Source organism: Paenibacillus sp. OAE614 (assembly GCF_040546645.1).
GTDB classification, from domain to species: Bacteria; Bacillota; Bacilli; order Paenibacillales; family Paenibacillaceae; genus Paenibacillus_AQ; species Paenibacillus_AQ favisporus.
Genome location: NZ_JBEPOD010000001.1, coordinates 3,019,816 through 3,043,887, shown reverse-complemented (window position 1 = coordinate 3,043,887; position 24,072 = coordinate 3,019,816). Strand labels below are relative to the sequence as shown.

At 51.4% G+C, this 24,072-nt stretch carries 23 protein-coding genes; 4 read left to right on the top strand and 19 right to left on the bottom strand.

Annotation, left to right across the window (positions count from 1 at the left end; all coding sequences use genetic code 11):
• Nucleotides 1-5: 5 nt before the first annotated feature.
• From ABIE48_RS14065 to ABIE48_RS14025, 9 genes are all read right to left on the bottom strand, one after another.
• Nucleotides 6-1,766, bottom strand: a complete 1,761-nt coding sequence (locus ABIE48_RS14065) for a glycoside hydrolase family 2 protein (protein WP_145019667.1) — start codon at nt 1,764-1,766, stop codon at nt 6-8.
• Complete coding sequence (locus ABIE48_RS14060; RefSeq protein ID WP_192714184.1) at nt 1,763-3,796, bottom strand: alpha-L-arabinofuranosidase C-terminal domain-containing protein; 2,034 nt, start codon at nt 3,794-3,796, stop codon at nt 1,763-1,765. The genes ABIE48_RS14065 and ABIE48_RS14060 overlap by 4 nt, the downstream gene beginning before the upstream one ends.
• A gap of 59 nt (nt 3,797-3,855) precedes the next feature.
• Nucleotides 3,856-4,755: a carbohydrate ABC transporter permease gene (locus ABIE48_RS14055; RefSeq protein WP_354519098.1), complete on the bottom strand. Its 900-nt coding sequence runs from the start codon at nt 4,753-4,755 to the stop codon at nt 3,856-3,858.
• A gap of 16 nt (nt 4,756-4,771) precedes the next feature.
• Nucleotides 4,772-5,734 (bottom strand): ABC transporter permease, encoded by a 963-nt coding sequence (locus ABIE48_RS14050; protein ID WP_145019673.1) that lies wholly within the window; start codon nt 5,732-5,734, stop codon nt 4,772-4,774.
• Between the two features lie 44 nt (nt 5,735-5,778).
• Nucleotides 5,779-7,350, bottom strand: a complete 1,572-nt coding sequence (locus ABIE48_RS14045; RefSeq protein ID WP_145019676.1) for an extracellular solute-binding protein — start codon at nt 7,348-7,350, stop codon at nt 5,779-5,781.
• Between the two features lie 127 nt (nt 7,351-7,477).
• Nucleotides 7,478-9,151: a response regulator transcription factor gene (locus ABIE48_RS14040; RefSeq protein WP_192714185.1), complete on the bottom strand. Its 1,674-nt coding sequence runs from the start codon at nt 9,149-9,151 to the stop codon at nt 7,478-7,480.
• Nucleotides 9,152-9,153: 2 nt separating this feature from the next.
• On the bottom strand, nt 9,154-10,953 hold the full coding sequence (locus ABIE48_RS14035) for a cache domain-containing sensor histidine kinase (RefSeq protein ID WP_192714186.1): 1,800 nt from the start codon (nt 10,951-10,953) through the stop codon (nt 9,154-9,156).
• Between the two features lie 373 nt (nt 10,954-11,326).
• On the bottom strand, nt 11,327-12,661 hold the full coding sequence (locus tag ABIE48_RS14030; RefSeq protein WP_192714187.1) for a sensor histidine kinase: 1,335 nt from the start codon (nt 12,659-12,661) through the stop codon (nt 11,327-11,329).
• Between the two features lies 1 nt (nt 12,662).
• Nucleotides 12,663-13,349: a response regulator transcription factor gene (locus ABIE48_RS14025; RefSeq protein ID WP_192714188.1), complete on the bottom strand. Its 687-nt coding sequence runs from the start codon at nt 13,347-13,349 to the stop codon at nt 12,663-12,665.
• Nucleotides 13,350-13,504: 155 nt separating this feature from the next.
• Between ABIE48_RS14025 and ABIE48_RS14020 the strand changes: the two genes are divergently transcribed.
• From ABIE48_RS14020 to ABIE48_RS14010, 3 genes are all read left to right on the top strand, one after another.
• On the top strand, nt 13,505-13,714 hold the full coding sequence (locus ABIE48_RS14020; protein WP_306434095.1) for an SHOCT domain-containing protein: 210 nt from the start codon (nt 13,505-13,507) through the stop codon (nt 13,712-13,714).
• Nucleotides 13,715-13,819: 105 nt separating this feature from the next.
• Nucleotides 13,820-14,872 carry a DJ-1/PfpI family protein gene (locus tag ABIE48_RS14015; protein ID WP_192714190.1) on the top strand — a complete coding sequence of 351 codons (1,053 nt, stop codon included), beginning with the start codon at nt 13,820-13,822 and terminating at the stop codon, nt 14,870-14,872.
• Between the two features lie 36 nt (nt 14,873-14,908).
• A complete protein-coding gene (locus tag ABIE48_RS14010; RefSeq protein WP_192714191.1) occupies nt 14,909-15,556 on the top strand; it encodes a DUF2306 domain-containing protein in 648 nt (215 codons plus the stop codon).
• A gap of 116 nt (nt 15,557-15,672) precedes the next feature.
• On the opposite strand, the gene ABIE48_RS14005 is transcribed toward ABIE48_RS14010, so the two are convergent.
• A complete protein-coding gene (locus ABIE48_RS14005) occupies nt 15,673-16,221 on the bottom strand; it encodes a P-loop nucleotide/nucleoside kinase family protein (RefSeq protein WP_145019701.1) in 549 nt (182 codons plus the stop codon).
• Between the two features lie 180 nt (nt 16,222-16,401).
• Between ABIE48_RS14005 and ABIE48_RS14000 the strand changes: the two genes are divergently transcribed.
• Nucleotides 16,402-16,965 (top strand): restriction endonuclease, encoded by a 564-nt coding sequence (locus ABIE48_RS14000; RefSeq protein WP_192715283.1) that lies wholly within the window; start codon nt 16,402-16,404, stop codon nt 16,963-16,965.
• 90 nt (nt 16,966-17,055) lie between these two features.
• Here the strand turns inward: ABIE48_RS14000 and ABIE48_RS13995 are convergent, their stop codons facing one another.
• The 9 genes from ABIE48_RS13995 to ABIE48_RS13955 form a co-directional block, all read right to left on the bottom strand.
• A complete protein-coding gene (locus tag ABIE48_RS13995; protein ID WP_192714192.1) occupies nt 17,056-17,868 on the bottom strand; it encodes a formate/nitrite transporter family protein in 813 nt (270 codons plus the stop codon).
• On the bottom strand, nt 17,843-18,193 hold the full coding sequence (nirD, locus tag ABIE48_RS13990) for a nitrite reductase small subunit NirD (RefSeq protein ID WP_192714193.1): 351 nt from the start codon (nt 18,191-18,193) through the stop codon (nt 17,843-17,845). Before nirD ends, ABIE48_RS13995 begins: the two co-directional genes overlap by 26 nt.
• Nucleotides 18,194-18,207: 14 nt before the next feature.
• On the bottom strand, nt 18,208-20,613 hold the full coding sequence (gene nirB / locus ABIE48_RS13985; RefSeq protein ID WP_192714194.1) for a nitrite reductase large subunit NirB: 2,406 nt from the start codon (nt 20,611-20,613) through the stop codon (nt 18,208-18,210).
• A 234-nt stretch (nt 20,614-20,847) separates the two neighbouring features.
• The gene (locus tag ABIE48_RS13980) at nt 20,848-21,333 is read right to left on the bottom strand and encodes a VOC family protein (protein ID WP_483312654.1); all 486 of its coding nucleotides are present in this window, start codon (nt 21,331-21,333) and stop codon (nt 20,848-20,850) included.
• Nucleotides 21,334-21,433: 100 nt separating this feature from the next.
• On the bottom strand, nt 21,434-21,688 hold the full coding sequence (locus ABIE48_RS13975; protein WP_192714196.1) for a hypothetical protein: 255 nt from the start codon (nt 21,686-21,688) through the stop codon (nt 21,434-21,436).
• Nucleotides 21,689-21,737: 49 nt separating this feature from the next.
• Nucleotides 21,738-22,196: a DUF1572 family protein gene (locus tag ABIE48_RS13970; RefSeq protein WP_354520633.1), complete on the bottom strand. Its 459-nt coding sequence runs from the start codon at nt 22,194-22,196 to the stop codon at nt 21,738-21,740.
• A gap of 96 nt (nt 22,197-22,292) precedes the next feature.
• Nucleotides 22,293-22,724: an NUDIX hydrolase gene (locus ABIE48_RS13965; protein WP_192714198.1), complete on the bottom strand. Its 432-nt coding sequence runs from the start codon at nt 22,722-22,724 to the stop codon at nt 22,293-22,295.
• Nucleotides 22,725-23,045: 321 nt separating this feature from the next.
• A complete protein-coding gene (locus ABIE48_RS13960; RefSeq protein ID WP_192714199.1) occupies nt 23,046-23,504 on the bottom strand; it encodes an NUDIX domain-containing protein in 459 nt (152 codons plus the stop codon).
• A gap of 45 nt (nt 23,505-23,549) precedes the next feature.
• The gene (locus ABIE48_RS13955) at nt 23,550-23,945 is read right to left on the bottom strand and encodes a VOC family protein (RefSeq protein WP_192714200.1); all 396 of its coding nucleotides are present in this window, start codon (nt 23,943-23,945) and stop codon (nt 23,550-23,552) included.
• Nucleotides 23,946-24,072: the final 127 nt, after the last annotated feature.

Sequence of the window (24,072 nt, the reverse complement as noted above, 5' to 3'; positions counted from 1 at the left end):
TTCGGTTATGCCATATTGATCTGTTTAATTTTCTCGAGCGGAAATTTTGGTGTACGGTCTTCGTTCAGAATCCCGTTAATCTCCTGCTGTACATCAGTCAGCTGCGTATAGCAGTAGCCAACGATGGAATCGACGCTCTTGATCGCCATGGTCAATCCCTCGAACCGGCTCAGAAACTCCTCTTCAGTTAAGACTTGACGTCCGTAACCCCAGCCTTTGTCCGACCGGAACGCAATGCCGCCGTACTCGGTGATCATTATAGGCTGGCCGCGGTATTCATACCCTTCGGCAAAAGCGAATTTCCATTGGTTACAGGTCGTTTCGCATGTTAAGACAGCCTCCAGGTTCGAGTACCGCTTCATGAACCCGTCTCCATTTTCGACATAATCATGCAGCGTCAAAATATCGGATACGGTATGCTCCCAGCCATCGTTAGTAATAACCGGCCGGTACGGATCAATCGCTTTGGTCAAATGATAAATGCCCTCGGTGAACTTCTGCTGTCTTGGGTCGCGAAGAATCGATGCAATCCCCCAAGATTCATTGAAAGGAACCCACGTGATAATGCTCGGATGATTGTACTGCTGCCGGACGATCTCCAGCCATTCCTTCGTAAATGCCTCGACCGCCAGATCGTTGAATTCAAAGGTCGCAGCCATTTCAGACCATACTAGCAGACCTTTTACGTCGCACCAATAGAGGAAGCGGGCGTCTTCGATTTTCATATGCTTGCGAACACCGTTATAGCCCATCGCTAGCATGCTGTCGATATCTTCGATCAGGGCTTCCTCGCTCGGCGGTGTCAAATGGCTGTCCGTCCAGTACCCCTGATCCAGGATCAGCCTTTGATAGATCGGCACGTTATTCAGCAGCACCCGGCCATTTTCGATCGAGATTTTCCTCATTCCAAAATAGGAAAAGACGCGGTCCACCACTTGGCCGTCCAAAGTCAGGACAAACTCAACATCGTACAGATTCGGGTGCTGCGGCGACCAAAGGCATTTTTTCCACGGCCCGTTCGCCTCATGAATCAGATCGACTTCCACCGTCAGGCAGGGGCGGTCAATCACTAAACTCACCCGCTTCACAGGCTTGCCCTTCAATGTAACGATCGCCTCCAGCCTCAAATCGCCTGAAGTTTCCACCCCCTCCACTTGGTAATCGAAACGGACGATCGACCGGTCGACATCCGGTGTGATTTTGACTGTTTCCAGCCGCTGCTCTTCTACATATTCCAGCCATACCGTCTGCCAAATGCCCGTCGTCTGGACATAAAAGCATTCGAAGTTATCCTTCGTCCAGCGCTGTTTACCGCGCGGTTGGGTACAGCTGTCGCTGTCTTCTGCTTTCACCGTAATTTGGTTATCGGCGCCAAAGACCAAGTATGGCGTGATATCAAAGGAAAAGGCGGCATACCCGCCCTGGTGGCTGCCGGCCATCCGGCCGTTGATCCACACTTTGGCAACGTGATCGACGGCTTGAAAATGCAGGATGACCCGTTTTCCCCCGGCTTCTTTCGGGATATGTATCTTATTGTTGTACCAGACGTAAGGGTGGAACTCTTCGATCCCGATTCCGCTCAGCCGGGTTTCGTACGTAAAAGGAACGTTGATCTTATGCGTTTCAGCGAACGTCTCCTGCCAGCGTTCCTGTTCTCCCGCGTTATGGTCGTCGAATCGGAAATCCCACACTCCGTTCAGGCTCATCCAGTCGCCTCTGACGAACTGCGGCCTGGGATAATCCTTGATATAGCCTCTGGTTGTCATTTTGCCACTCCTGACCTTTGTTCTTTCTTGATTTCAATTGCATACACCGATGTTTTCCGTAAAGGATAACAGTCCTGCCAGGCGGAAACCGGAACGACACGGGGCACGCATTTGATGCGGTCCGGTTCGAAAACGGAGTTAATGTCTTCGAAAGAGTCGCCTGTGATCTCATGTAAAATAGTGTCACCGAAAGGTTCGAATGAGAGCAGGTCAAGCTTTGCCTTTACTTCATGCAGGCTGCGGTTCACGATCAACAAAGTGATGACGCTGCCGTCCTCGTTAATACCTGCGGTCACGTCCAAGTCAGGCACCGCATCAAGCCCGATGCGCGTCTGTTTAGGCGACTCCACGGCAAAGGTGCCGCACTCCGCATCCACCGGCAGGATCCGCCGGATGTCCCGGTTGGCGTACAGCTTTAACACTTCATAGGTCGGCGTTCCGTACACTGTAAGCGGCAGGCCGCTCCAGCCGGGCTTCTTGCCGCGGTATTGATCGGCGTAGTAATCGCCAACACGGATGCAGCCGCCAAGCCAACCGTTCACCAGATCAGAGAAACTGCCAATGTGCACCATATCGCTCCTGCGGAGCATTTCGTTCAGGTTGGCGGCGTTGGCGACAGCGGCCCCCAGCGTATGCTCATCCGGCAGCCCTTTGCGGACCGTGTTCGGAAAATACATGGTGTTGTACTCGGTGACGGCGAGCTTCACATGGCTGTGCTTCGGATTCGCGCGTATGAGTTCCTCCGCCTGCCGGATATCTTCACGGGTCCATTCTGGGAACGTAGCGATGGCTTTATATCGTTCCTCTGCCGGCGTATCGCGGTTCATCCCGAAGCGTCCGAAGCCGTGGTATAGATGCATCGTCAAGTAGTCGATCTGTTCGCCCGCAATATCGAGCACCGGCTTGTTCCATTCCGGGTCGGTATGCCCGCAGCCCAAGATGACGATGGACGAGTCAACCGCCTTCATCGCTAGCGCGAACGCCTTGCAGCGCTCGGCGAATGCATCGGCGGAGCAGGTTCCCACCTGCCAGTCGCCCCATACTTCGTTGCCGATTTCCCAATACCGTACGTTATACGGCTCGGGATGACCGTTCGCCGCCCGCAGCGCTCCCATCGGCGTGTCGATGCTTCCGTTGCAGTATTCCACCCACCGTGCGGCTTCCTCGGCCGTACCAGACCCGTCGTTGACGGAGATCAGCGGCTCCACCTGCAGCTCTTGGCAAAACCGGATAAATTCGTCTGTCCCGAAATACTTGCTGGTCCAACCGCCCCAAGCTTCGTTGTACATCACTGGCCGCTCCAGCACCGGACCCACGCCATGTTCCCAGTGGTACGCGCTGATGTAATTCCCCGAGAGCCGCATCATGCCCGCATTCAGCGGCCGGGCCATATCGATCACCTCGCGTTTCACCAGGCCGATGTTGTCCTCAGGAAGCAGGGATACGTGATCGAGCCACAGCATACCGGTGGAAACATGGTCGGTCCAGCGGGGATGGTCTGCCGGAACATAGACACGGATCTCCGCGTCGGCACAGTTTCTGGAGACGGGCAGGCTGGATTCGTATTCCTGCCAATTGTGGCTTTTGAGCTCCATCTTCACACGCCCAAGAAGCTCCTCGGTCCGCCGGTCCACCGCGTCCAGTATGATATAACGGAGCTCAACGGATGCGCGGGCGACAATCCGGACCGTGTAAGTCATCGGTCCCTTTAGCGCAGCGTTCTGTGCGATGCCAGCGTATGCCTCATCGTCGCTCATGATTCGGATGCGCTGAGCGCGGCCTGAATGTCTCAGTGCCGGCGCTTCCAGCGCATATTGCGTATTTCGTCCGTTCGTAAAGGGAAACCAGCTTCCCGATACGGCGCTCTCTCCGGTTTTCTCGCTTTCAAAATCCATATCTCTTAAGGGAAAGGCCAGCATCGCTTCCATATGGTCGCGAATATCTTCCACAAAATGCCCGAAGAGATAAGGGTTAACCGTATGTTCACCAGGCCGGCTGCAGTCGATTGTTATCGTCGCATTCGTTTGCACAATGTACCTCCATAAGTAAGATGTTATTAACCGCCGCCAATAAAGGCGTCTGCCCATGTCTATCCTTTAATGGAGCCAATCATGACGCCTTTGACAAAATGCCGCTGCACAAAAGGGTACATCATCAAAATCGGCAGGCTGGAAATAATGATGACCGCGTACTTGATACTTTCCGCAAGCAGCACCTTACTCTCCAGTCCGACGTTGCCGTCAACGGCGTCGGTCTGGCTGATCAACAAGATTTCCCTCAGGACAAGCTGCAGCGGATACCGACCCTCGTCGCGGATATAGATCAGGGCATTAAAAAATGAGTTCCAATGGCCGACGGCATAAAACAGCACCATGACGGCCAGGATCGGCTTGGACAGGGGCAGGATGATGTTGATCAACAGCCGCCAGTTCGAGCATCCGTCGATGTGGGCAGCCTCTTGCAGTTCCCAAGGGATACTGCTCTGAAAGTACGTTCTCATAACGATCAGGTTGTACGTGGAGATCGCTCCCGGAACAATCAAGGCCCACATCGTGTCCAGCATGCCCAGATTTTTGACAAGCAAATAAGTAGGGATCAGCCCGCCGCCAAAAAACATCGTAAGCGTAATGATGACCATCAGCATTTTCCGGCCGGGCAGGTCGGGTCTTGACAGCGGATAAGCCGCCAATATGGTCAGGATCATATTGACGATCGTGCCGACTACCGTATAAATGATCGTATTCATGTATCCCGTCCATATTTTTCCGTTATGAAAAATATTCGAGTACGCGTCCAAAGACACGCTTTTCGGCAGCAGCCATACTTCCCCGTTCAGCACTTTCGCCGGGTCGCTGAACGAAGCGCTGACCACGAAAATGAGCGGATAAAGCACGATCAGAATGATAAGCGATGCGATCGTATACACGATCGCATCGAACACCCGCTCATCCCTGGGTCTGCTGATCATAGCAGCAGCTTGTTTAGACATGGCGCATGGTCCTCCTTTACCAAAGGCTCGTTTCCGACGTTTTGCGTGCAAACCGGTTCACCAATAGCAGCAGCACCAGGTTAATGACCGAGTTGAACAGCCCGATAGCCGCGGTGTAGCTGTACTCTCCTTTGAGAATACCGGTCGTGTACACAAACGTGGAAATGACATCGCTCGCCTCAAGGTTCAAATTGTTCTGCATTAGTAATATTTTCTCGAATCCGATGTCCATGAAATGGCCGATGTCCAGGATCAGCATGATCACGATGACGGGAACGATTCCCGGCAAGGAGATATGCCACACGCGCCGCATCCGGGAGGCTCCGTCCATCTTTGCCGCTTCGTACAGCTGGGGATTAATCCCGCTGAGCGCCGCGATGTAAATGATGGATTGCCAGCCCATGTTTTGCCATATGTTCGAGCCAATGAAAATCGTTTTAAACCAGCCGGCCTCCTCCAGAAATCGGATTGGCGAACCGCCGAATGCCTCAATCAGCGAGTTGATCGGCCCCGTCGTAGGCGAGAGGAATACGTTCAGGATGCCTACGATGACGACGACGGAAATAAAGTGCGGAATGAAGGTAATATTTTGCAGCAGCTTGCTGAACGACTTGCTGCGAATTTCATTGACGATCAGCGCCAGCACGATGGAAATCGGAAAAGCGATCAGCAGCGAGAACAGATTAATCGATAACGTGTTCCACAGCAGCCGCCCGAAGTAATACGAATCGAAAAACCGTTCGAAATGATCGAAGCCGACCCAGCCGCTGCCTATAATTCCTTTGGCCGGGTTGAAATTTTTAAAAGCAATTTGCAGACCGTACAGCGGCCCGTAATGAAAGATCAAATACCAGGCGATCGGCACCAGCAGCATGAGATACAGGTCGTACCGCTTGACCATTTGAATCCATATGCGTCTCCCCCGTCTTGCGGAAACCCGGGATGGAGCGGCCGTCGCCTGGACTTGCGCGCTCTTCATAACCATCTACTCCTTACCTCATGACGAAATATCATCAAATTCGATTACTTTTCCATCTTGTCATAGGCTGCTTGATACATCTCCTGAAGCTTGTCGATCTGCATCTTTTTCAGCGTGGATTGGAATTCATCCCATTTATCGAAGCTGAGCGCACCGGCAATGAATTTCGTGCTTTGCTCTTCGTAATACTTGTCGATATCGTTCCGGAGGATGTTGACTTCCTGTGCCGTCTTCTCGTCGAACATCGGAGCCGCATAACGGACCTTCGGCATGTATGGATCCAGCTTCTTCTGAGCTTCCTGCACCTGAGGAGGATTGATATAAGAGGCTACCTTATCACTAATGAGGTGTGGCGCTCCTCCTCCTGCATAAGGTGTGATTTTTGGCTGGTTGTCGGTCTTCAGGAAGTCTTCTTTATAATATGGAATTCCGTCCTTCAGCTCATAGTGCTCGCCTTCTCGCCCGAACCGCAGCAGGGTCGATCCTTCGTCGCTGTAGAAATAGTCGATCCAGCGCATGGTGATTTCCGGATATTTATTGACGGACGAAATGGCGAAGGCACCAAAGTCACGCGGCACCGGCGCTGTCTGGGCCTGCAGCCGATCGCCGTGCGGACCTGCCGGAGGCGCAATCCCTACATATTGGTCGGCAATAGGCAGAAAGTTGTTGTTCGTCTGATCAAAGAAAAATCCGGCATTGCCCGAGCCCTGTTTGGCCAAATACTGTGCTTCCTTCTGCGAGAACAATTCCGGATCCAGAAGCTTCTCTTTGTACAGCTTGTTCAGGTACATGAGCATCTCTTTGTTCTGCTCGCTGCCCATCCAGATGTTGACCTTGTCGTTCTCCAGATTGATGTTATAGCCAAGCTGCTGATCGAGACCAAACGATCCGCTCATCAAGTTGACGACAGCCAGACCCGCCCGGGCGGTCATCGGAATTTCATCCTTCTTGCCGTTGCCGTTTGGATCCTTATCGCGGAAGGCCACCAGCACATCGTACAATTCGTCCGTCGTTTCGGGCTCTTTCAGGCCCAGCTTCTTCAGCCACGCCTCATTGATCCACTTCTTATCCGTACGGGCGGCTGCAAGCGTCACGATTCCCGGGATCGCGTAAATGTGGCCTTCCGGTGTCGTGATCGCCGAGCGGATTTCCGGGTACTGTTCCATCAGTGATTTCAGGTTCGGCGCATATTTGTCGATCAGGTCTTCCAGCGGAATCAATTGACCAACGGCACCATACTGCGTCGCTTCAAGTGGCGTAATGCCTGAGCGGTAAAAAGCGTCGGGCAGCTCATTGGACGCGAACAGCAGGTTTTTCTTCTCCTGGAAGCCGTCTGTCGGCGCTTCGGTGAAGTTTACATGCACATTGCTCATTTTTTCATAATCCTGAAACACCGGCATGTCCTTGAAAGGACCATTCAGCGGGGCAATCCGGGTGAACATGTTCAGTGTGACGGGCTCTTTAGTTAGCGGAAACCCGGTCTCATTCACCGTTGCTTCGGACGGCTCCGCCGTCTTTGCATCGGATCCCGAACCGCTGTTGGAGCTGCAGCCCGAGAGCAGTAAAGCGGAAACGAGCGCTGTGCTCAGCGCATATTTACCCCAATGTTTGTACATGATTCTATGACCTCCGTTTTTGTATATTTGGGAACAGTTGAAAGCGTTTCCCCTGGTGTATGTGAGTATTATAGTTCACCCGGCATGACAGCAAATTCTACTTATTTGACTATTTACTCCACATATTTTACGGTTTCGACCGCTGTCGTTCCGGACGGAGGCTCTCCACATAAGCATGCGGCGTCATCCCGGTCAGCTCCTTAAACACTTTGAAAAAGTAGTTATATGTCGTAAAGCCCACTTGGCTGCTGATTTGTTTGACCGAATATTGATCGCTTTCCAGCAGCTTTTGGGCCGCGTCGATTCGTATGCGGTTCACGTATTCCGAGAAGTTGCACTGCGTCTCCTCTTTGAATAAACGGCTTAAATAAGAGGGATTGAGCCCGATTGAAGCCGCCACCATTTCCAAGTTGATATAACCTTGATACCGCTCCAATATAAAATGGATAGCCTGCGAGACATGCCGGGAATAGCTGCCTCCAGCACGCTGACGCTTCAGTAAATTCAGCAAGGCGGTGAAGTAGGATCTCAGCCATTCCTCAAGCTCATCCATGCTGCCGATCCGCCCCAGATCGCGTCGCGACGGGAGTTCGGACATGACGGCTTCCGCTGCAGGTGTGGAAATGGACTTTTTCAGAGCTTTGTCGCCGGTGTGCAGCAGCTCGCTGACAATCATCTGCACCGCAGGCGAATGAAGCGGCTGATGACATACAGAACCGCAGACAGAGGCGATCAACTGCTGCATCCTTTCCTGGTCCAGACTTTCCAGGGCAAGAAGCAGCTGTTTCTGTTCCTCAATCGTCAGGGCAACGCGAAGATGCTGCACGTTCGGTCTTTCTTTTGCAGCAGGCTCCTTATGGGTCACATGTTCGGATGGTATCCCATTCTCCACGGCAGGAGAGGTATCGAGCGCCTTCTCGGCCGATCTGTAGCTCGTCCCCAGCTGCATCAAGCTAGCACATGGATGCCCAAGAGCATAGACAGATTTCAAATTCAGCATCAGCTCCAGCGCATGCTGAACTTTGCCCATCCAGCGGTGCGCCTCGCTGCTGCCAGCATGTTCGCTGCGCTCCTTGAACGCAAACACGACCATCAACCGCCCGTTCTCCACATAAGCGGCCGTACGTTCATGGATATCTCCAAGGCTCTGTTGCATCACATCGACCGCCTGCTGCACCAGACGGTTTGTTTGGCTGTCGCTGAACGACTCCGTCAGCAGCAGGAACGGGATGATCTGCAGTGCCGCTGCCGCATAACGGACAGCACCTGGATACAAGCCTTCCAGCCCGCCCGCAACCTCAAGGCTACCTGCCCCTTCCCCGTTCTCTCTCACCAGCTCGGCAATGCGGCTTCTGATCAATACGGGTTTCATCGTCTCCGCCATTTTTTTGCTCGCCAGCCTTCCTTCCTCCACCCGGTCTTCTTCCTGTAAGTCCTTAACGGCTTTGCCCAAAACGTTCAGCAGCAGCGCCTCATCAAGCCGGTGCTTGAGCAAATAGTCGACCGCCCCATTTCGCAAGCATTCGCGGACATAATCGTAATCGTCATAACTGCTGAGCATGATCGTCTTAACCGACGGATACCGCTCTCGGAGGATGCCTTGGAGCTCTACCCCGTTCATCTCCGGCATGTTCACGTCGATTATGGCGATGTGGGGCTGGGAATCCTCCATCATCCCCAATGCCTCGGTGCCGCTGTAAGCTTCGCCGATGAACTCGAATCCGTTCTCCTTCCAGTTGAATAACGTTCGAATGACATTGCCAATCAACGGCTCGTCGTCGATCAACAGTACTTTAAACATCATCAGACCACCTCTTCATCAGATTGATCGTTGTTACGAATTTGCGGAAAACGAATTTCTACCTTTGTATATAGTCCCGGCTCGCTATATAAGTTCAAACCATACGAATCGCCGAACATTCTTACGATCCGTTCGTTCGCATTGCGTACGCCCATGCTGCTGAAGCGTGACGGCGTATCCTCACGTCCCGCTGCTCCAAGAAGAGCGTCGATCTGGTCCTGCGTCATGCCCCGGCCGTTATCCGTGACTTCGATTCTCAGTTCTTGATGCTCCGCATAGACCCGAATCAGGACGAAGCCCCCTTCCCCGGATGGGCCGATGCCATGCATAATCGCATTCTCGACGAGAGGCTGGAGCATCAGTTTCAGCACACGGCAATCCAGCAAAGCGTCGTCTTCGATCTGCGTGTGCACCTCAATGGGTTCCAAATATTTGTATTTCACGATGGATATGTAGCTGTTCACATAGTCAAGCTCTTCGCGCAGCGTTAAAAATTCGTTGGAGTTCCCCAGTAAGCCCCGCATGAGCTCAATGAGCGAGCCGGATACTTCCTCGATATTAGGCACCCCGTTCAGCCTGGCCAAGTACTTGATCGTATTCAGCGAATTGTACAAAAAATGTGGACGAATTTGCGCCTGAAGGGCGGTCAGCTCGGCCTCCCGCTTCTTCTTCTCACTTAATCGGATGCCTTCCATCAGCCGTTTCAATTCGTCTACCATGCTGATGAACACGCGGTACAGCTGTCCGATTTCATCCTTTGAGTGAATCTCCGTTCGTGGAAACGACAGATTCCCGTCCTTCACCTGCATCATCATCGATCTGAGCCGCCGGATATTTATTGTGGTCCGCGAAGAAACCTGATGGGAACCGATCAGGATGACGATAAAGACGATGATCGATACCTCGGTCATCAAATTACGGATTCGCGTCGATTCGCTAAGTAACGAATCAAGCGGAATCAGTGCCAGCGTGCTCCAGCCCGTATATTCGGAATGGCGGCTGACCACGATGTAGGACCTGCCGTTGATCTTCTGCTCCACGACATCGTTATCTCCGGCAAGCTTCCCTTTGATCTGGACGATTCTGTCCAGCGGAGGCGCATAAGAAGACGGCGCAGACTCGGATTGATACACATAGCCGTTCTGCTCATCAAGAACATACAGCATGCTGTCCGCGGTCGGTTTGACTCCGTACGTTTTTTTAATAAAGTCATAGTCCAAGTCAACCATGACGATGCCGACCGTCTCGCGGTTATAGCGAATCTCGCGGCCGACGGTAATGGCATCCGCAGTTCCTTCCGGCTTAAAATACGCATGACGTGATCCGTTGTGCAGCATGTAGTTGAGCATCGGAGTACCCAGAACGCTCCGGTCCATCCAGGGACCGCCGGTAAAAAATACTTTTCCGTTCAGCCCGACGACCGCCATGCGGGAAATATAAGGCTTATATTGAATCAATCCGGATAAATACTCCGTAATCCGTTTCTGTTCCAGGAACCATTCATAACTAGGCTCTTCGTTTGGGCTCATGATCGTATTGATCACCGTGTTTTTATTGGTTACGACAACCGTGTTCAGCCGGTCGATCTCCTCGAGCATCACATTAAGTGATTCATCCGCCTGCCGGATGCTGTCCGAGACGGAAGTGACCGCGTTATGCTTGATCGTCTCGCGCATATTCACATAGACGATGGCAGTGACGGAGACGATGGACAGAAACGTGATCAGGCCGAAGGCCATAAAAATTTTTCCCTGGAAACTCGTTTGCGGCCACAGCCATCTTCGCAGCGTTGATAAATTCATATTATACCACCCTTATTAGTGTGCTTTAAATTTGTTTTATATGGCGATGGACTGGCAATATATATGCAAGCGCTTCCCAATCCTCAGAAAAAAATATTTGCTTGTTTCTCTAAGGCTACTGCTGGAAGAGATGGTAACACTTTGTACTTACGCAACAAAATGACAACTTTCCAATTGGAGCGGGGCTGCTTCTTAACGGGGGAAATTTATACATATTATATAAAGGAAAATAAAAAATTGTCGAGTCAACCTGACATATTGCCAAATTAGAACCAACCGAAAGAAATAGAAGCAGCTGCTTATACACAAAAAAAGCCGGCCGCCGAATGGCAGTGACCAGCCTATTTCAAAGTGTTATCCACAGTAAGCTCCATCAAGAAAGATGTGAGTCTGCAGCAGGAATCCAGCCCGTCAGCCTTGCGCCGCCCTGCGGATCGTTGCTTGCCGCGAGTTCGCCTCCATGCTGCCGGATAATTCGCTGCGAGATGGTTAATCCCAGGCCGCTGCCTCCGGTCGAACGGTTTCTGGACGCTTCCCCGCGGTACAGCGGTTCGAACACGCGCTCCAGCTCTTCCGCCGTGAACCCTGGCCCGCTGTCTCGGATCATAAACGCGATTTTCCCTTCTTTCTTGTTACATCGGACATCTATTGTACCGCCTTGCGGGGTGTGCCTCACCGCATTGTCCAGCAGGTTGCTCAGTGCGCGCTCCAGAAGATGCGCATCCCCGTTAACGATGCAATCGGCGGCTAGATGGCTGTTGATCACAATACTTTTAGGCCCGGCACTGGGACTCAAGCTGTCGATTGATTGCTGGAGCACGACCGGTAAATCGATTGGCGCCTTGTTCAATGGACGATCCCAATACTCCATTTTCGTAAAAGTAAACAGGTCTTCCACCAACCGATCTAACTGCGCCGATTGTTCCTTGCAAACCGCCACATACTTTGAAATTTTCTCCGGCGTTTGGGCAATGCCTTGCTCCAAGCCATCCAAATATCCCCTCAGGGCGAACAACGGAGTGCGCAAATCATGCGCGACCGCGGATATGACAAAGCGCCTTTCTTCCTCGAGCTCCACCTGCTTCCGGTATGATGTACGCAGCCCTTTTACCATCACATCAAATCCATCTCCTACTTCAGCGATTTCCGTAATTCTGGACTTCGGTAACCGCACCTCCCAATCGCCTGAAGCAATTTGCCTGGCGGCCCGGCTCATCTTCTCCAGGGGCTTCAGCAGGAACCTCCGCATCTCTACGCCAACGATGAAAAATGCGAGCAGCAATCCGGCAAACGCCGATATCATCGGAAGCGTATTGGACTTGGGCAGGTAAAGAATCACCCTCCCAAGCAAATGACCGTTCTCGATAACGGAGAACCGCTCGGTTGACCGCAAACCACCTTCACGCTCGGTAGACCGATAAATCTCCTCATCGGAATCGGATAATATGACCGCGTCCAGCTTGGTTTGACGCAGCTCGCTTTGCAGTTGACCCTGCCAATTCGGGTCCCGCCATTGGCCCGAGCCCATCTCAATCATGTGAATGGCCTCGTTTATATCTTTCTGCAGACTTTCATCGTACGGCTGGTTTGAGCCGATTTTTAGCGAATGGGTTTCCAGAAAGTTGGCTGCAACGAAAAATACCCAGGGCACGAGCGTGATCATAAATAAGCAGAGTATCGTAAATGTGCGAATGTGAAGTGTTTTCATCTTATCCTCCCTCGAAGCGATACCCTACTCCCCACACGTTGACCAGGTATTGCGGATGATTTGCATCAACCTCTATTTTCTCCCGGAGCCGGCTGAGATGAACCCGAATCGTATGCCGGTCGCCGATCCCTTCCCAAAACTTGGCGAGCAGCTGCTCATAGGAAAATACATGCCTTGGATGTTCGGCGAACAATCGCAGCAAATCGTACTCCTTCGGGGTGAGCACGATGCCGACCCCATCCACAAAAACTTCCCTGGTGGACAAGTTTAATTGGATCCGGCCGTAGTCAAGGACCCTTTCCTTCGTATGCTCCCGCGAAGCGGTGCGCCGCAGGACGGCTTTTACCCTGGCGACAATCTCTCCCGGAGAAGCCGTCTTCACGATATAATCGTCGCCGCCGAGCGTCAGCCCCCGAATCTTGTCCACGTCATCGCTGCGCGCGCTCAGAAAAAGGATCGGAACGTCGCTATCCGCACGAATCCGGCGGCATAAATCAAACCCGTTTTGTCCCGGCATCATAATATCCAGAATGATGGCGTGAACCGTATTCCGTTCGAACATGTCCCACGCCTCTGCCGTATCGCAGGCCGTGATCACACGAAAATTGTCATTCTCCAAAAAGTCCTTCAACAGTTCGACGATGCTGGGATCGTCGTCTACAACGAGAATCGTATGGCCTCCGCTCATGTACATCCCACCTTCGCATCTAGTTTATCATCTTTTTAGGGAAGAACTAACTGCCCTACCCATTTTGTGATGCAATGTTTATCGTTTTGTGACACTTTTATTTCTTCATTCGAGATATTCATTTGATAGGATGTTGTTCGTGAAGGAGGTTGACCATGGAAAACAGCAGTGTATACGTGTTTAGCGCTTTGTTTTGTATTACGCTTTTTTGTTTTTTGGCGGTTCGGATTTATTCCATTCGTCACAAGTCCGGTAACAGCCGCCGCCGGGAGGATGACATTGCCTGGATTCTCAAAAACCGGATGGCCAAAGGTGAAATTGACGAACAGGAATATAGCCGGCTTAAGGACTTGCTGACCAAATAACGATGATGACCCATAAGTACCGTTCGGCGATCGTGTCTCGCATAAAAACTCAAGGGGCTCAAGTTGAACGTATGGGCTTCGTCTTCAATGAAGGAGGATGTATCGATGTTAACCGTTCAAATCGTTCTTTTTGATGGCTTCGACCTGCTGGATGCCTTGGCACCTTATGAGGTTTTTTGTGCCGCGGCGATGATGTCCAATGATGCGCTAGAGGTGAAGCTTGTCACCGCTGAAGGAGCAAGAGCTGTGGCCAGCGGCACCCAGGGCCTGCCTATTGAAGCAGCCGGCAAACTAGATCCAAATCGAGCGGGGATTATTCTCGTTCCCGGCGCTGCAGGGGATGTCGAAAGCGACGGTCCCGATTCCGTCCCAGCCATATTGGCACGAACCGCAAATACCGAATTGACCGGCATGATCAGGGAAGCGCTCGGAAGGAAAGACATCATTGTCTCCACCGTATGCGGCGGATCCTTGGTTTTGGCCATGGGAGGCTTGCTGGAAGGCAGACGGGCCGTTACGCATCATCTGGGCATGGACGTTCTTGGCGCAACCGGTGCCCTGCCCGTCAAGGCACGTGTCGTGGACGACGGCAATTTGGTTAGTGGCGGCGGCGTAACGTCCGGGCTCGATGTTGCCCTGCATCTGGTGGAACGCGAGCTTGGCCCTCGGATCGCCCATGCGATCGAGGATCTGTTCGAATACGAGCGGAGAGGTATCGCGTGGCGGGCACAGGGAATGCTGCCGAACTCGGAAAAGACCGGAACAGACAAGGAATCGAACCTTGTGCTGAGTACTGAAGCGGTGAGCCCACCTTCCGCTCCGCCGCAAAACACATCCAGACATATAGAGTCCGTTTTCGACGGAGACTGGGATGTGACCATTGCAACGCCCGTGGGGAAAATGGATGTCAAGCTCTCCATCGCAACAAGCCATGGTGAAGTCCACGGAACGGCCACCCAAGGGGATGAAACGGTCAAATTTATGAGTCCCGTCATTCAAGGTAACAAGCTGACCTGGTCCCAGCAAGTGACCAAGCCAATGCGTTTAAACCTGAAATTTGATGTAACCGTCGATGGCGACGAACTGCACGGCACCGCCAAAGCCGGCGTGCTTCCGGCCTCCAGGGTCGTCGGCAAGCGCTTGAAATCAACTTTTTAACAATGAAATGAAGTGCTATCGGGGGTTGTGAATGAAGTGAACAAACGAAAAATCTTATATGGTGTGTTGGCCTCTGTCAGTATTTTGTTTATCCTTTACGCTTTATTGGATAATTTTATTATCGATCCCGGTGCGGAAGGCTTTTTAAGCCATAAAACCGGTCTTAAACGTGAAATTCACCTCCCAGCGTGGTTAAGTGTCATGCGCATACATGTTGCTTTTGCGTGCATCGCCATGGCGGCTGGGCTTGTCAATTTTTCCAACCGCATTTTTCAAAAAAGCCGCAAATTCCACCGGATCAACGGATACCTATATATGGTGTCGGTGCTTCTTGTCGTTATCACTTCCGGGTATATGGCCCCTTACGCCACCGGAGGAAAGGTGACGAGCATGGCGTTTAACGCGCTGAATTTAATGTGGCTGTTCATTACGGTGACGGCACTCGTTCAAATTAAGAAGAAACGGGTCATCCGGCACCGCAACTGGATGATTCGGAGTTATGCGTTTTGTTTTACGAACCTGCTCATTCATCTGATCACTTCCGTCCTTCAACAGGGCTTTGGGTTGGAATACGCTTTGAGTTATACCGTCGGCGTCTACGGCGCGATCGTGCTGCTGCTGATTGTTCCAAATATTCTAATAAGAACGATGAGGGTAACGCGAAAAATTACTGTTGATCTGTAATAAAAAATTGTGCTGAGATGAGAAGTACTAATGTTCTTCCTGTAGAGCTGCGAAAGGCTGCCGTGCGTACGGCAGCCTTTTAGTAATCCGATGAACAGACCAGCAGAATCTGCCGGCTATTGTTGCTCTATCACATTTTCTACTACGATTTCTCCTTCCCCCTGAGGCTCTTCAAACGAGTTAAGAAAATGGTTCAACGTCTCCTCGGTTATAGGAAAGGCGGCGTTCGCATCGAAACGTTGGCTCCGGACCTTGAGGCGCTTTCGCAATTCATCAGGGTGTACTTTTAAATAAATTAACTTCCACTTTCCTCCCGAATGTTCAATAAGCCGTTTATAGTCATCTCTCGCGGAACGGCTCCAAAAGCTGGAGTCGACCACAACCTGCTTTTTGTCTTGAACTAATGTTACTAGCTTTTTTCGCAAGCTTGCATGCGCTTCATTGAGGTATTCTCTGTATTTATCAACCGGATAATCGATTCCGTAACGGCCATGCGTGTTCCACACCTCCTCGTCAATAGAAAGACGGATGAATCCTTGTTCCTCCAATCTCTGGGAAAATGTGGTTTTCCCAGAACCGGCGATCCCGCACATGAGCACGACTAGAGCAGTGTCACGATCCCGTTCCCGATTCAACCATTCCTCGAAATACAACGTCTCGGTCATTTAGCAATCACACTCCATGTTTTTTATGTATTTACTTTACTCTCTAACGGTCGTGTTCAGCCAGCAAGTCATTTGAAATGACTTCCTTCGTTGACGCGATTTTGATATAGTGGATAGGAACAAACATTCGGATATTTGGAGGAACCTAATTTGCCTACTACCTTGGATACAACGACTATCATGATCGCCGGGCTGATTGCCCTGCTCCTCGTCCTATTCGTCATACGTTTGGTCAGAAACCGCAGAAAAAGGATCCGCCGGGAGGCGAATCCGCGCAAGATTACGATCAAGGATATCGATTTAATGGCGGACGGCTCTGAATTTGAGCTGTATCTCTTTCGGCTGTTTCACGAGCTCGGATATAGAGAAGTGTATCAAACGACAGCCAGCCGTGATTTTGGAGCCGACTTGGTATTTACGGATCAGAACGGACTAAGGAACGTCTTACAGGCCAAGCGCTACGGCAACAGCAATCCGGTCGGCATCGGCGCGGTTCAGGAGGTATATACCTCGATGCGTTACTATGAAGCTGATCGGGCAATCGTGCTGACCTCCGGCAGATACACCGAAGCCTGCCGCATCCTGGCGGCCGTGAACGGGGTGAAGCTGTTGGACAGGGAAGATTTGGAGGAACTGATCATTCTATTTAAAAGCCGCCGATACGATGAAGCAATGGCTATCATCGAGGAGCCTGCTGAGACGGAAGGGCCAACGTGGAAGCCAAAAGCCAAGAAAGCGACCTGATGGGGCGTACCGCGCTTTCTTGGCTTTCATTCCGCTGCACCCTTGGGGCTCTATAAAGGAAGGCTAACGGCGTTTGACTATTTCACATCATTAACTTGCAGACCTTTTGCTTTGCGGCAGAGTTTCGATCTCCACCTTCTCTTTATCTTTCGTCATATACCAATAAGCCAGACCTACGAACACGCTGCCGCCGACCATATTACCGAGGGTAACCGGAATCAGGTTTGCGGCCAGCCCTCCCCAGGTTACCGTGTCTGGATGCGGGATGAAGAGCGAGACCGAGAGCAGCGTCATGTTCGCCACACTGTGCTCGAACCCGGAGGTAATAAAGGCGAACAGACACCAGAAAATCATGACCAGCTTGGCGGTCTCTTCCTTCAGCTTCATGGAGCACCAGACGGCAAGACAGACGAGCGTGTTACATAAAATTCCCCGCATAAACAATTCCATAAACGGTGCATTCATTTTAACAGCAGCCGTGCTGTTGATGAATTCGGCCGTTCCCCCTTTCGCCAATCCCGTCCATACGAAGATCGCCGCGACCAGCAAGGATCCGGCAAAATTGCCGAGGTAGCTGTACAGCCATATTTTAAGCGTATCGAGCCAGGTCGTCTTCTTGTTCAGCGTGCTGACCACCATGACCATATTGTTGCCTGTAAACAAGTCCGATCCCGCCATCAGGACCAGACTCAAGGCGATACCGAAGCTGGCTCCCATGACGATCTTCATGGCGGGTGCGTGAACCGGCGCGAGCAGTCCGCCGATCGTAAAGATCAGTATGATGCCGAGACCAACGAACAAACCGGCAAGCATGGAGGATACAAAGTATTTGCCTATACTCCGGTTCATAAGGCTAACCTTGTTTACCCCGGCGGTTTCAACGATCTGAATGGTGTTTTTCATGCTCCTTCAGTCCTCCAATATAGACGTAACCTTCGATGACCGCGGTTTCGTAGGTCTGGATGCAGCCGTCGTCCGGCTTTTGCACTTCCCCTGTCGTCAGCGAAATTTTCCAGTCGTGCAGCGGACAAAAGACAAATTCACCTGACACAATCCCCTCAGCCAGCGGACCGTTCTTGTGGGGACACCGGTTACTTACCGCCCGCACCTCCCTGTTTGACAGCCGGAACAACGCAACCGACTCATCGCCAACGCGTACCTCCTTGCCAATCTGCGGCTTCAGCTCCTCCAGCTTCATCACTTTTATCATTTCTCTCGTCATGCTCATGCCCTTCCCTCCCCTTATGGTCTCTCCACGGTATACATCCGGCGGCGTTCTTCGTCTTCCAGCGCGGCCGACCATGCTTCGCGATACGTTGTTTTTGCATGCTCGAAGCGGTTGGCTAAACCGGCAATCTCCTGCTCATTGCCCAGCATTTGGCGCACCCAATCCGTGCCCATGCGCTTCACCCATGGGGCTGTGCGTTCGCCGTAAATGCCGGTTTCCCGGTACAGCTGTACGTAGGCTTTAGCCAACAGGATCACCTCATCCTCTGTCGCCACCGTCGTCAGGCTGTCGCATTCCCGGACCTCGGTGCCGCCGTTTCCGCCAAAATACAGCTGGTATCCGTTCTCCACGCAGACGACGCCAAAATCCTTCGTCAATACTTCGGCACAGTTTCGCGGACAGCCGGTCACGCCCATTTTCATTTTGTGCGGCGTATCGACCATCTCGATCTCCTGTTCCAGCCGGATGCCAAGCCCTAACGAGTCCTGAGTGCCGAACCGGCAAAATCTCGAACCGACACACGATTTGACGTTACGCAGCGACTTGGAGTAGGCGTACCCTGAACGCATCTCCAGTTCCTCCCAAACGTTCGGGACGTCTTCCTTCTGTACGCCGTACAGCCCGATGCGGCTTGCGCCCGTAATTTTCACCAGGGGCACGTTGTATTTCTTCGCGACTTCGCCGATGCGAATCAAATCCTCCGGTGTCGTCGTTCCGCCATACATCCGCGGAATGACGGAGAATGTGCCGTCCTTCTGCATGTTGCCTTCCATTCGTTCGTTGACATATCTGGATGCCTTATCGTCGGCATACGTCTCGGGATGCAGCATCCGCAAATAATAATTCAGTGCCGGGCGGCACTTCGAGCAGCCTTCCTCGGATGCAAACCCGAGCACGATACGCGTCTCCCTTGGCGACTGCAGACCTTTCTCGCGAATCGCGGCCACCACCTCATCGCGGGTAAGCTTCGTGCAGGCGCACATGCCTGCCGCCTTCTGCGCCGATGCGTCGAATTTGTCGCCCAGCGTATGCGCGAGGATCGCTTCAACCATGCCACGGCATTTGCCGCATGAGCCTCCGGCTTTGGTCACAGCTTTCACTTCGTCGAACGTGGTCAGTCCGTTCTCGAGAATGGCGCCGACGATGCGTCCCTTGGTTACGCCATTGCATCCGCAAATCGTTTCGTCCGCGCTGATCGACGCGACATCGAGTCCGCTGTCTCCCCCGGCTTTATGGAGCACGGAGGCACTCGTATATTCCTGAATGTCGGTGCCCTTCTTCAGCAGGCTGAACAGCCGGGTTCCGTCGGATACGTCCCCGTACAGCACGACACCGACGATGCGGTTCTCGCGGACCAGGATCTTTTTGTAGGATCCGGCGACCTCGTCCTGCACAACGATCGCTTTCGTGTCCGCATCCGCATGGATTTCTCCGCCTGAAAACAGATCGCATCCCGCTACCTTAAGCTGCGTGGACAACACGCTGCCCGCGTAACCTTCCGTTGGCCGGCCCGTAAGGTGGTCCGCAAGCACGATACCCTGTTCATACAATGGCGCCACCAGACCATAGGCTATGCCGTGGTGTTCAGCGCACTCGCCTACGGCATAAATTGACGGGTCCGTCGTCTGCATCAGGTCGTTGACTTGAATCGCCCGGCCAACCGCCAGCCCCGCGTCCCGCGCCAGCGCTACATTGGGACGGATGCCGACGGCCATGACGACAAGATCGCATTCGACGTTCATTCCGTCTTCAAATCGAAGCCCTTGTACTCTCCCGTCACCGTAAATTTCCGTTGTTTTCTTTTCCATCAGAAACTTCATGCCCTGGGCTTCCAGGTCCTGTTGAAGCAGCTTTGCCGCTGCCGCGTCGAGCTGCATCTCCATCAGATGGGGCAGCAAATGAACGACATGGACCTCCATCCCCTGGTTCATCAATCCGCGAGCTGCTTCCAAGCCGAGCAGTCCGCCGCCGATCACGACCGCCTTTTTGTATTGTTTAGCCGTTTCCAGCATCATTTTCGTGTCTTCAATGGTGCGGAAACCGACGACGCCTTCCAGGTCATGTCCTGGTACAGGTAAAATAAACGCGCTGGATCCGGTCGCGATAATGAGCTCGTCGTAGGGGACGACGGTTCCCCGGTCGGTTCGGACTTCTTTCGACGCTCGGTTAATCTCTACAGCCCGTTCCTTGGACAGCAAATGTATGTTATTGGACTGATACCAGTCCCAATCGTTAATCGTGATTTCTTCAAACGTTGTTTTCCCTTGCAGCACAGGGGACAGCATAATTCGGTTATAGTTGGGATACGGCTCATCCCCGATCATCGTTATCTCGTAGCGGTCGTGTTCCCGGCGGAGAATTTCCTCGATACACCGCGCCCCTGCCATCCCGTTGCCTATCATCACCAATCGTCTGCTCATAAACACGCCTCCCGTGCAACCTTGTGAAATTAATAACATTTATATCGTAACGGATACGGGAGGCTTTGCCTGTGAAGTAAATCACAGTGACTTTGTTAAAACAAAAAATTTGCGAAGGCCAGGAATTTTACGGCGTTATTGTGATGACCTCCAACCGTTAGAAGCAAAAGTGCAAAAGGCCACCCTGATGGATGGCCTTGGAACCTTCGTATTTTACGCGGGTAAGAATAACCTCTAATTTTCGTAAGCTTGCTGCAGCGTCTTTATGTCGATTTTCTTTTTCGTCTGGAGTATGGCTTGCATGACTCGCCCTGCTCTTGCCGGGTCGGGGTCACAGACCATCTCCGTTAAGTGGCTGGGGATGATTTGCCAGGATACGCCGAATTGATCTTTTAACCAACCGCAAACCTGGGCCTTTTCGTCTCCTCCCTCGGAGAGCTTATCCCAATAATAGTCCAGCTCCTCCTGATCATCGCAATGAACGATAAAAGATATGGCCTCATTGAACTTAAAATGCGGACCCCCATTCAGCGCGACGAATGACTGCCCTTCCAATTGAAATTCCACGGTCATCGCCGTTCCCTCTACCCCCCGGCTTTCCGGACCGTAGCGGGCAATTCTGCCAATTTGGGAATCATGGAAAATGGACGTATAAAAATTCGCCGCCCCTTCTGCATGAGAATCGAACCACAGGTTTGGGGTAATCTTGTGCAATTTCATTCGCGTCATACCTCCCGGCTATATTCATTCTATGATGATTGTAGCCTATCAGGGGAACCGGCGTTTCTTTTCGATTGCTTTGTTTCTAGTATTCAAGGCGCTAATCATGAGGTATACGCCATCCCCCTTGCACCCAGCTGCTGATCGATCGAACAACAGCGATGATGAATGAGATGAATAACAACCCGGAAGCTATATACCAAATAACGGCTTGAAAACGGTCAGGCTCAGGAGGCTCACCCACAGGACCTGTCTCGGGGATCATCGGATGCAGGCACAGATATCCTGCCCGTAACGAGCAGACTGCCGAGATCAATGATGAGATCGCAAGCAGCACCCATTTCATTTTTTCCATACCCTGTCCCCTTTCCGAAAAATGTACAGCACCACAGTTTCTGATCTCTTCAGTCCCAAGTTAACTCGCCTTTTCTCATTTTGGCAATATAAATGATCTGTCCCGTATGGTAGTGCACTTCTCTGAACATCGCCATCATCAGATTTAGGGCTGTCGTTTCGTTGTTCACTTGGCTGTATGTAAGCGGCGGCAGATGGAGGAAAGGCTGGGACATCAATTGCTCTGGCTCGGATTGTAGCTGTTCAAGATACAGAAGAATCATATCAAACGCGTCCTGTGCATGCTGATATGCCTCTTCTTTTGTCATCGTCAGTCCACGTTCGAATTCCTTATCTCGGTCCCGCTTGTCCGGAATGTTATACAGGATCGTCTCAATCCGAGAGTGGGCAGCCCCCCGAATATGCGCCACCAAATTAGCAATACTGTTGCTTTCCGGAGTCGGGTGCCAGGTAATATCTTCTTCCGACACTTGTTCAATGGCTTTAAGCGTCCCTCTTTGTTCCGATATCAGCTTGACCTCATGCTTTGGATAAATTCGAGTGCTAGTTCCATGTTCACACCTCTTCGTTTATTAGTCCGAACATTATGGATCTCCTACTGATCCCTATTCGATCCATTGTCTTGGCCCCACCTTGTGAAACAGCTCATGGTTTTGGGTATTGCGAAGTGCATCTTCGATCCGTCTGCATGTGAAATCACTAATGGGTCTAGGAAGTTCGTCTCTTGAATAAAATCCGCATTCTACAATTTCAGGCGAGCTTGACTGAGGCGCACGGGTATCTTTACTCGTCGCAAAGAACACAAAGTGATGAATGTCATAATCCGGATCGTAATATATGCCTGTTAAGTTCCCGATAAGCACTTCCATGCCGACTTCCTCAAATACTTCCCTTTTTGCGGTTTCCTGAGCCGACTCGTTCTCTTCCGCCTTACCGCCGGGCAGGTCCCAATTGTGTTTGCCATAGCTGTGTTTTACCAGCAGCACTCTTCCTTCTGCATCGAGAATTATTGCCGCAGAGCCAATTAACTTTGGCATGAACTCGCCTCCTTATGGGTATTGAATGATACTTAATAGACAGCAATTCATGAAGGTCTTGTTGTTTTTCCAAAATTCTCCTGCTTATTATACCAGAACATATATTCTGAATCATCCCTGAAAATAACTTAACCCTCATCAGAATTTTGCTTTCTCAAATCCACATAAAAAAAGAAGCCGCTCAGGCTCCCTTATCACTTTCATTTGTTAAATCACTCGATTTTCAGCAAATGAACAACCTCACCATCCCAAAGGTCATCGCTAACTTTCAGAAATCCCAAAGATTCGTATATATGACCTGCGGTTATTCACCTGAATCACTTAATTCACATCACCGAGATACCGTATGTTCATTTCATTATTGACTAAATGATGTCCAAGCGCTTTCGGATACATCCTGATGTGGTCGAGTTGACGAATATCCACCCATTCTACGCCGATCTGATCCGGGTCGGGCTGGGTTCCATCCATCTGTGCCGGCGCCTCCTGCGCAAGCGAGCAGACAAAATAAAACTCCACTTGATGAACGTCATGATCCCATGCTGCGAACTCATGATTTTTCCCGATGTACTCGCGCGCGTAAACAAGGTCCTGCACCTCAACTTGTACTCCAAGTTCTTCGATGCATTCCCTCTTGAGAGTCTCTTTCAGCACTTCTCCGTGCTCTTGGCCGCCGCCTGGGAATAGGTAGAAAAAACCGTCGTTATCCTTGTTTTTGGTTAGTAACAATTTTCCTTGCTGAATGATAATCGCTTTCGCAGAGTTTCTAATTGGCTTCATGCTAACCTCACGATTCTTAGATTTCTATGTGGTATGGATCAGTCTTTAAAATCCGTTATGTTGGACAAGGTCCAGCCGATTTCCATAGAGATCCTCGAAGACCGCCTCAATGCCCCATGGGACCTCTTTCGGTTCACTGAGAAAATGAACTCCGTTTGCCTTCATTTGTTCGTAATCGCGATAGAAGTCATCGGTTTGGACGACGAGGAATACGTGGTTCGCTGCTTGGGTTCCAACCCTGTCCTGCTTAGCCTCCGTGTCTGCCACCACAAATACGATGGCGGTTTGCGCATCCTTCGACGGAGCTACGGTGACCCATCTCATGCCGTTCCCGAAATGGTTGTCCGTTAACAGAACGAACCCTGCCTTTCCTGTATAAAATTCAATCGCTTCGTCAAAATTTTTAACCAGCAGCGTAACATGACCTATTTTTTGCTGCATAAATGCTCACTCCTCGTCGGTATATGGAAAAGCTCATTGGTCCTGAACCTTTTTTAAATTTTTCCTTCAGCCTTCTCCATGTTAACATTTTCGCATAACAGAAAAAAAGAAGAAGTTGACGGAATGA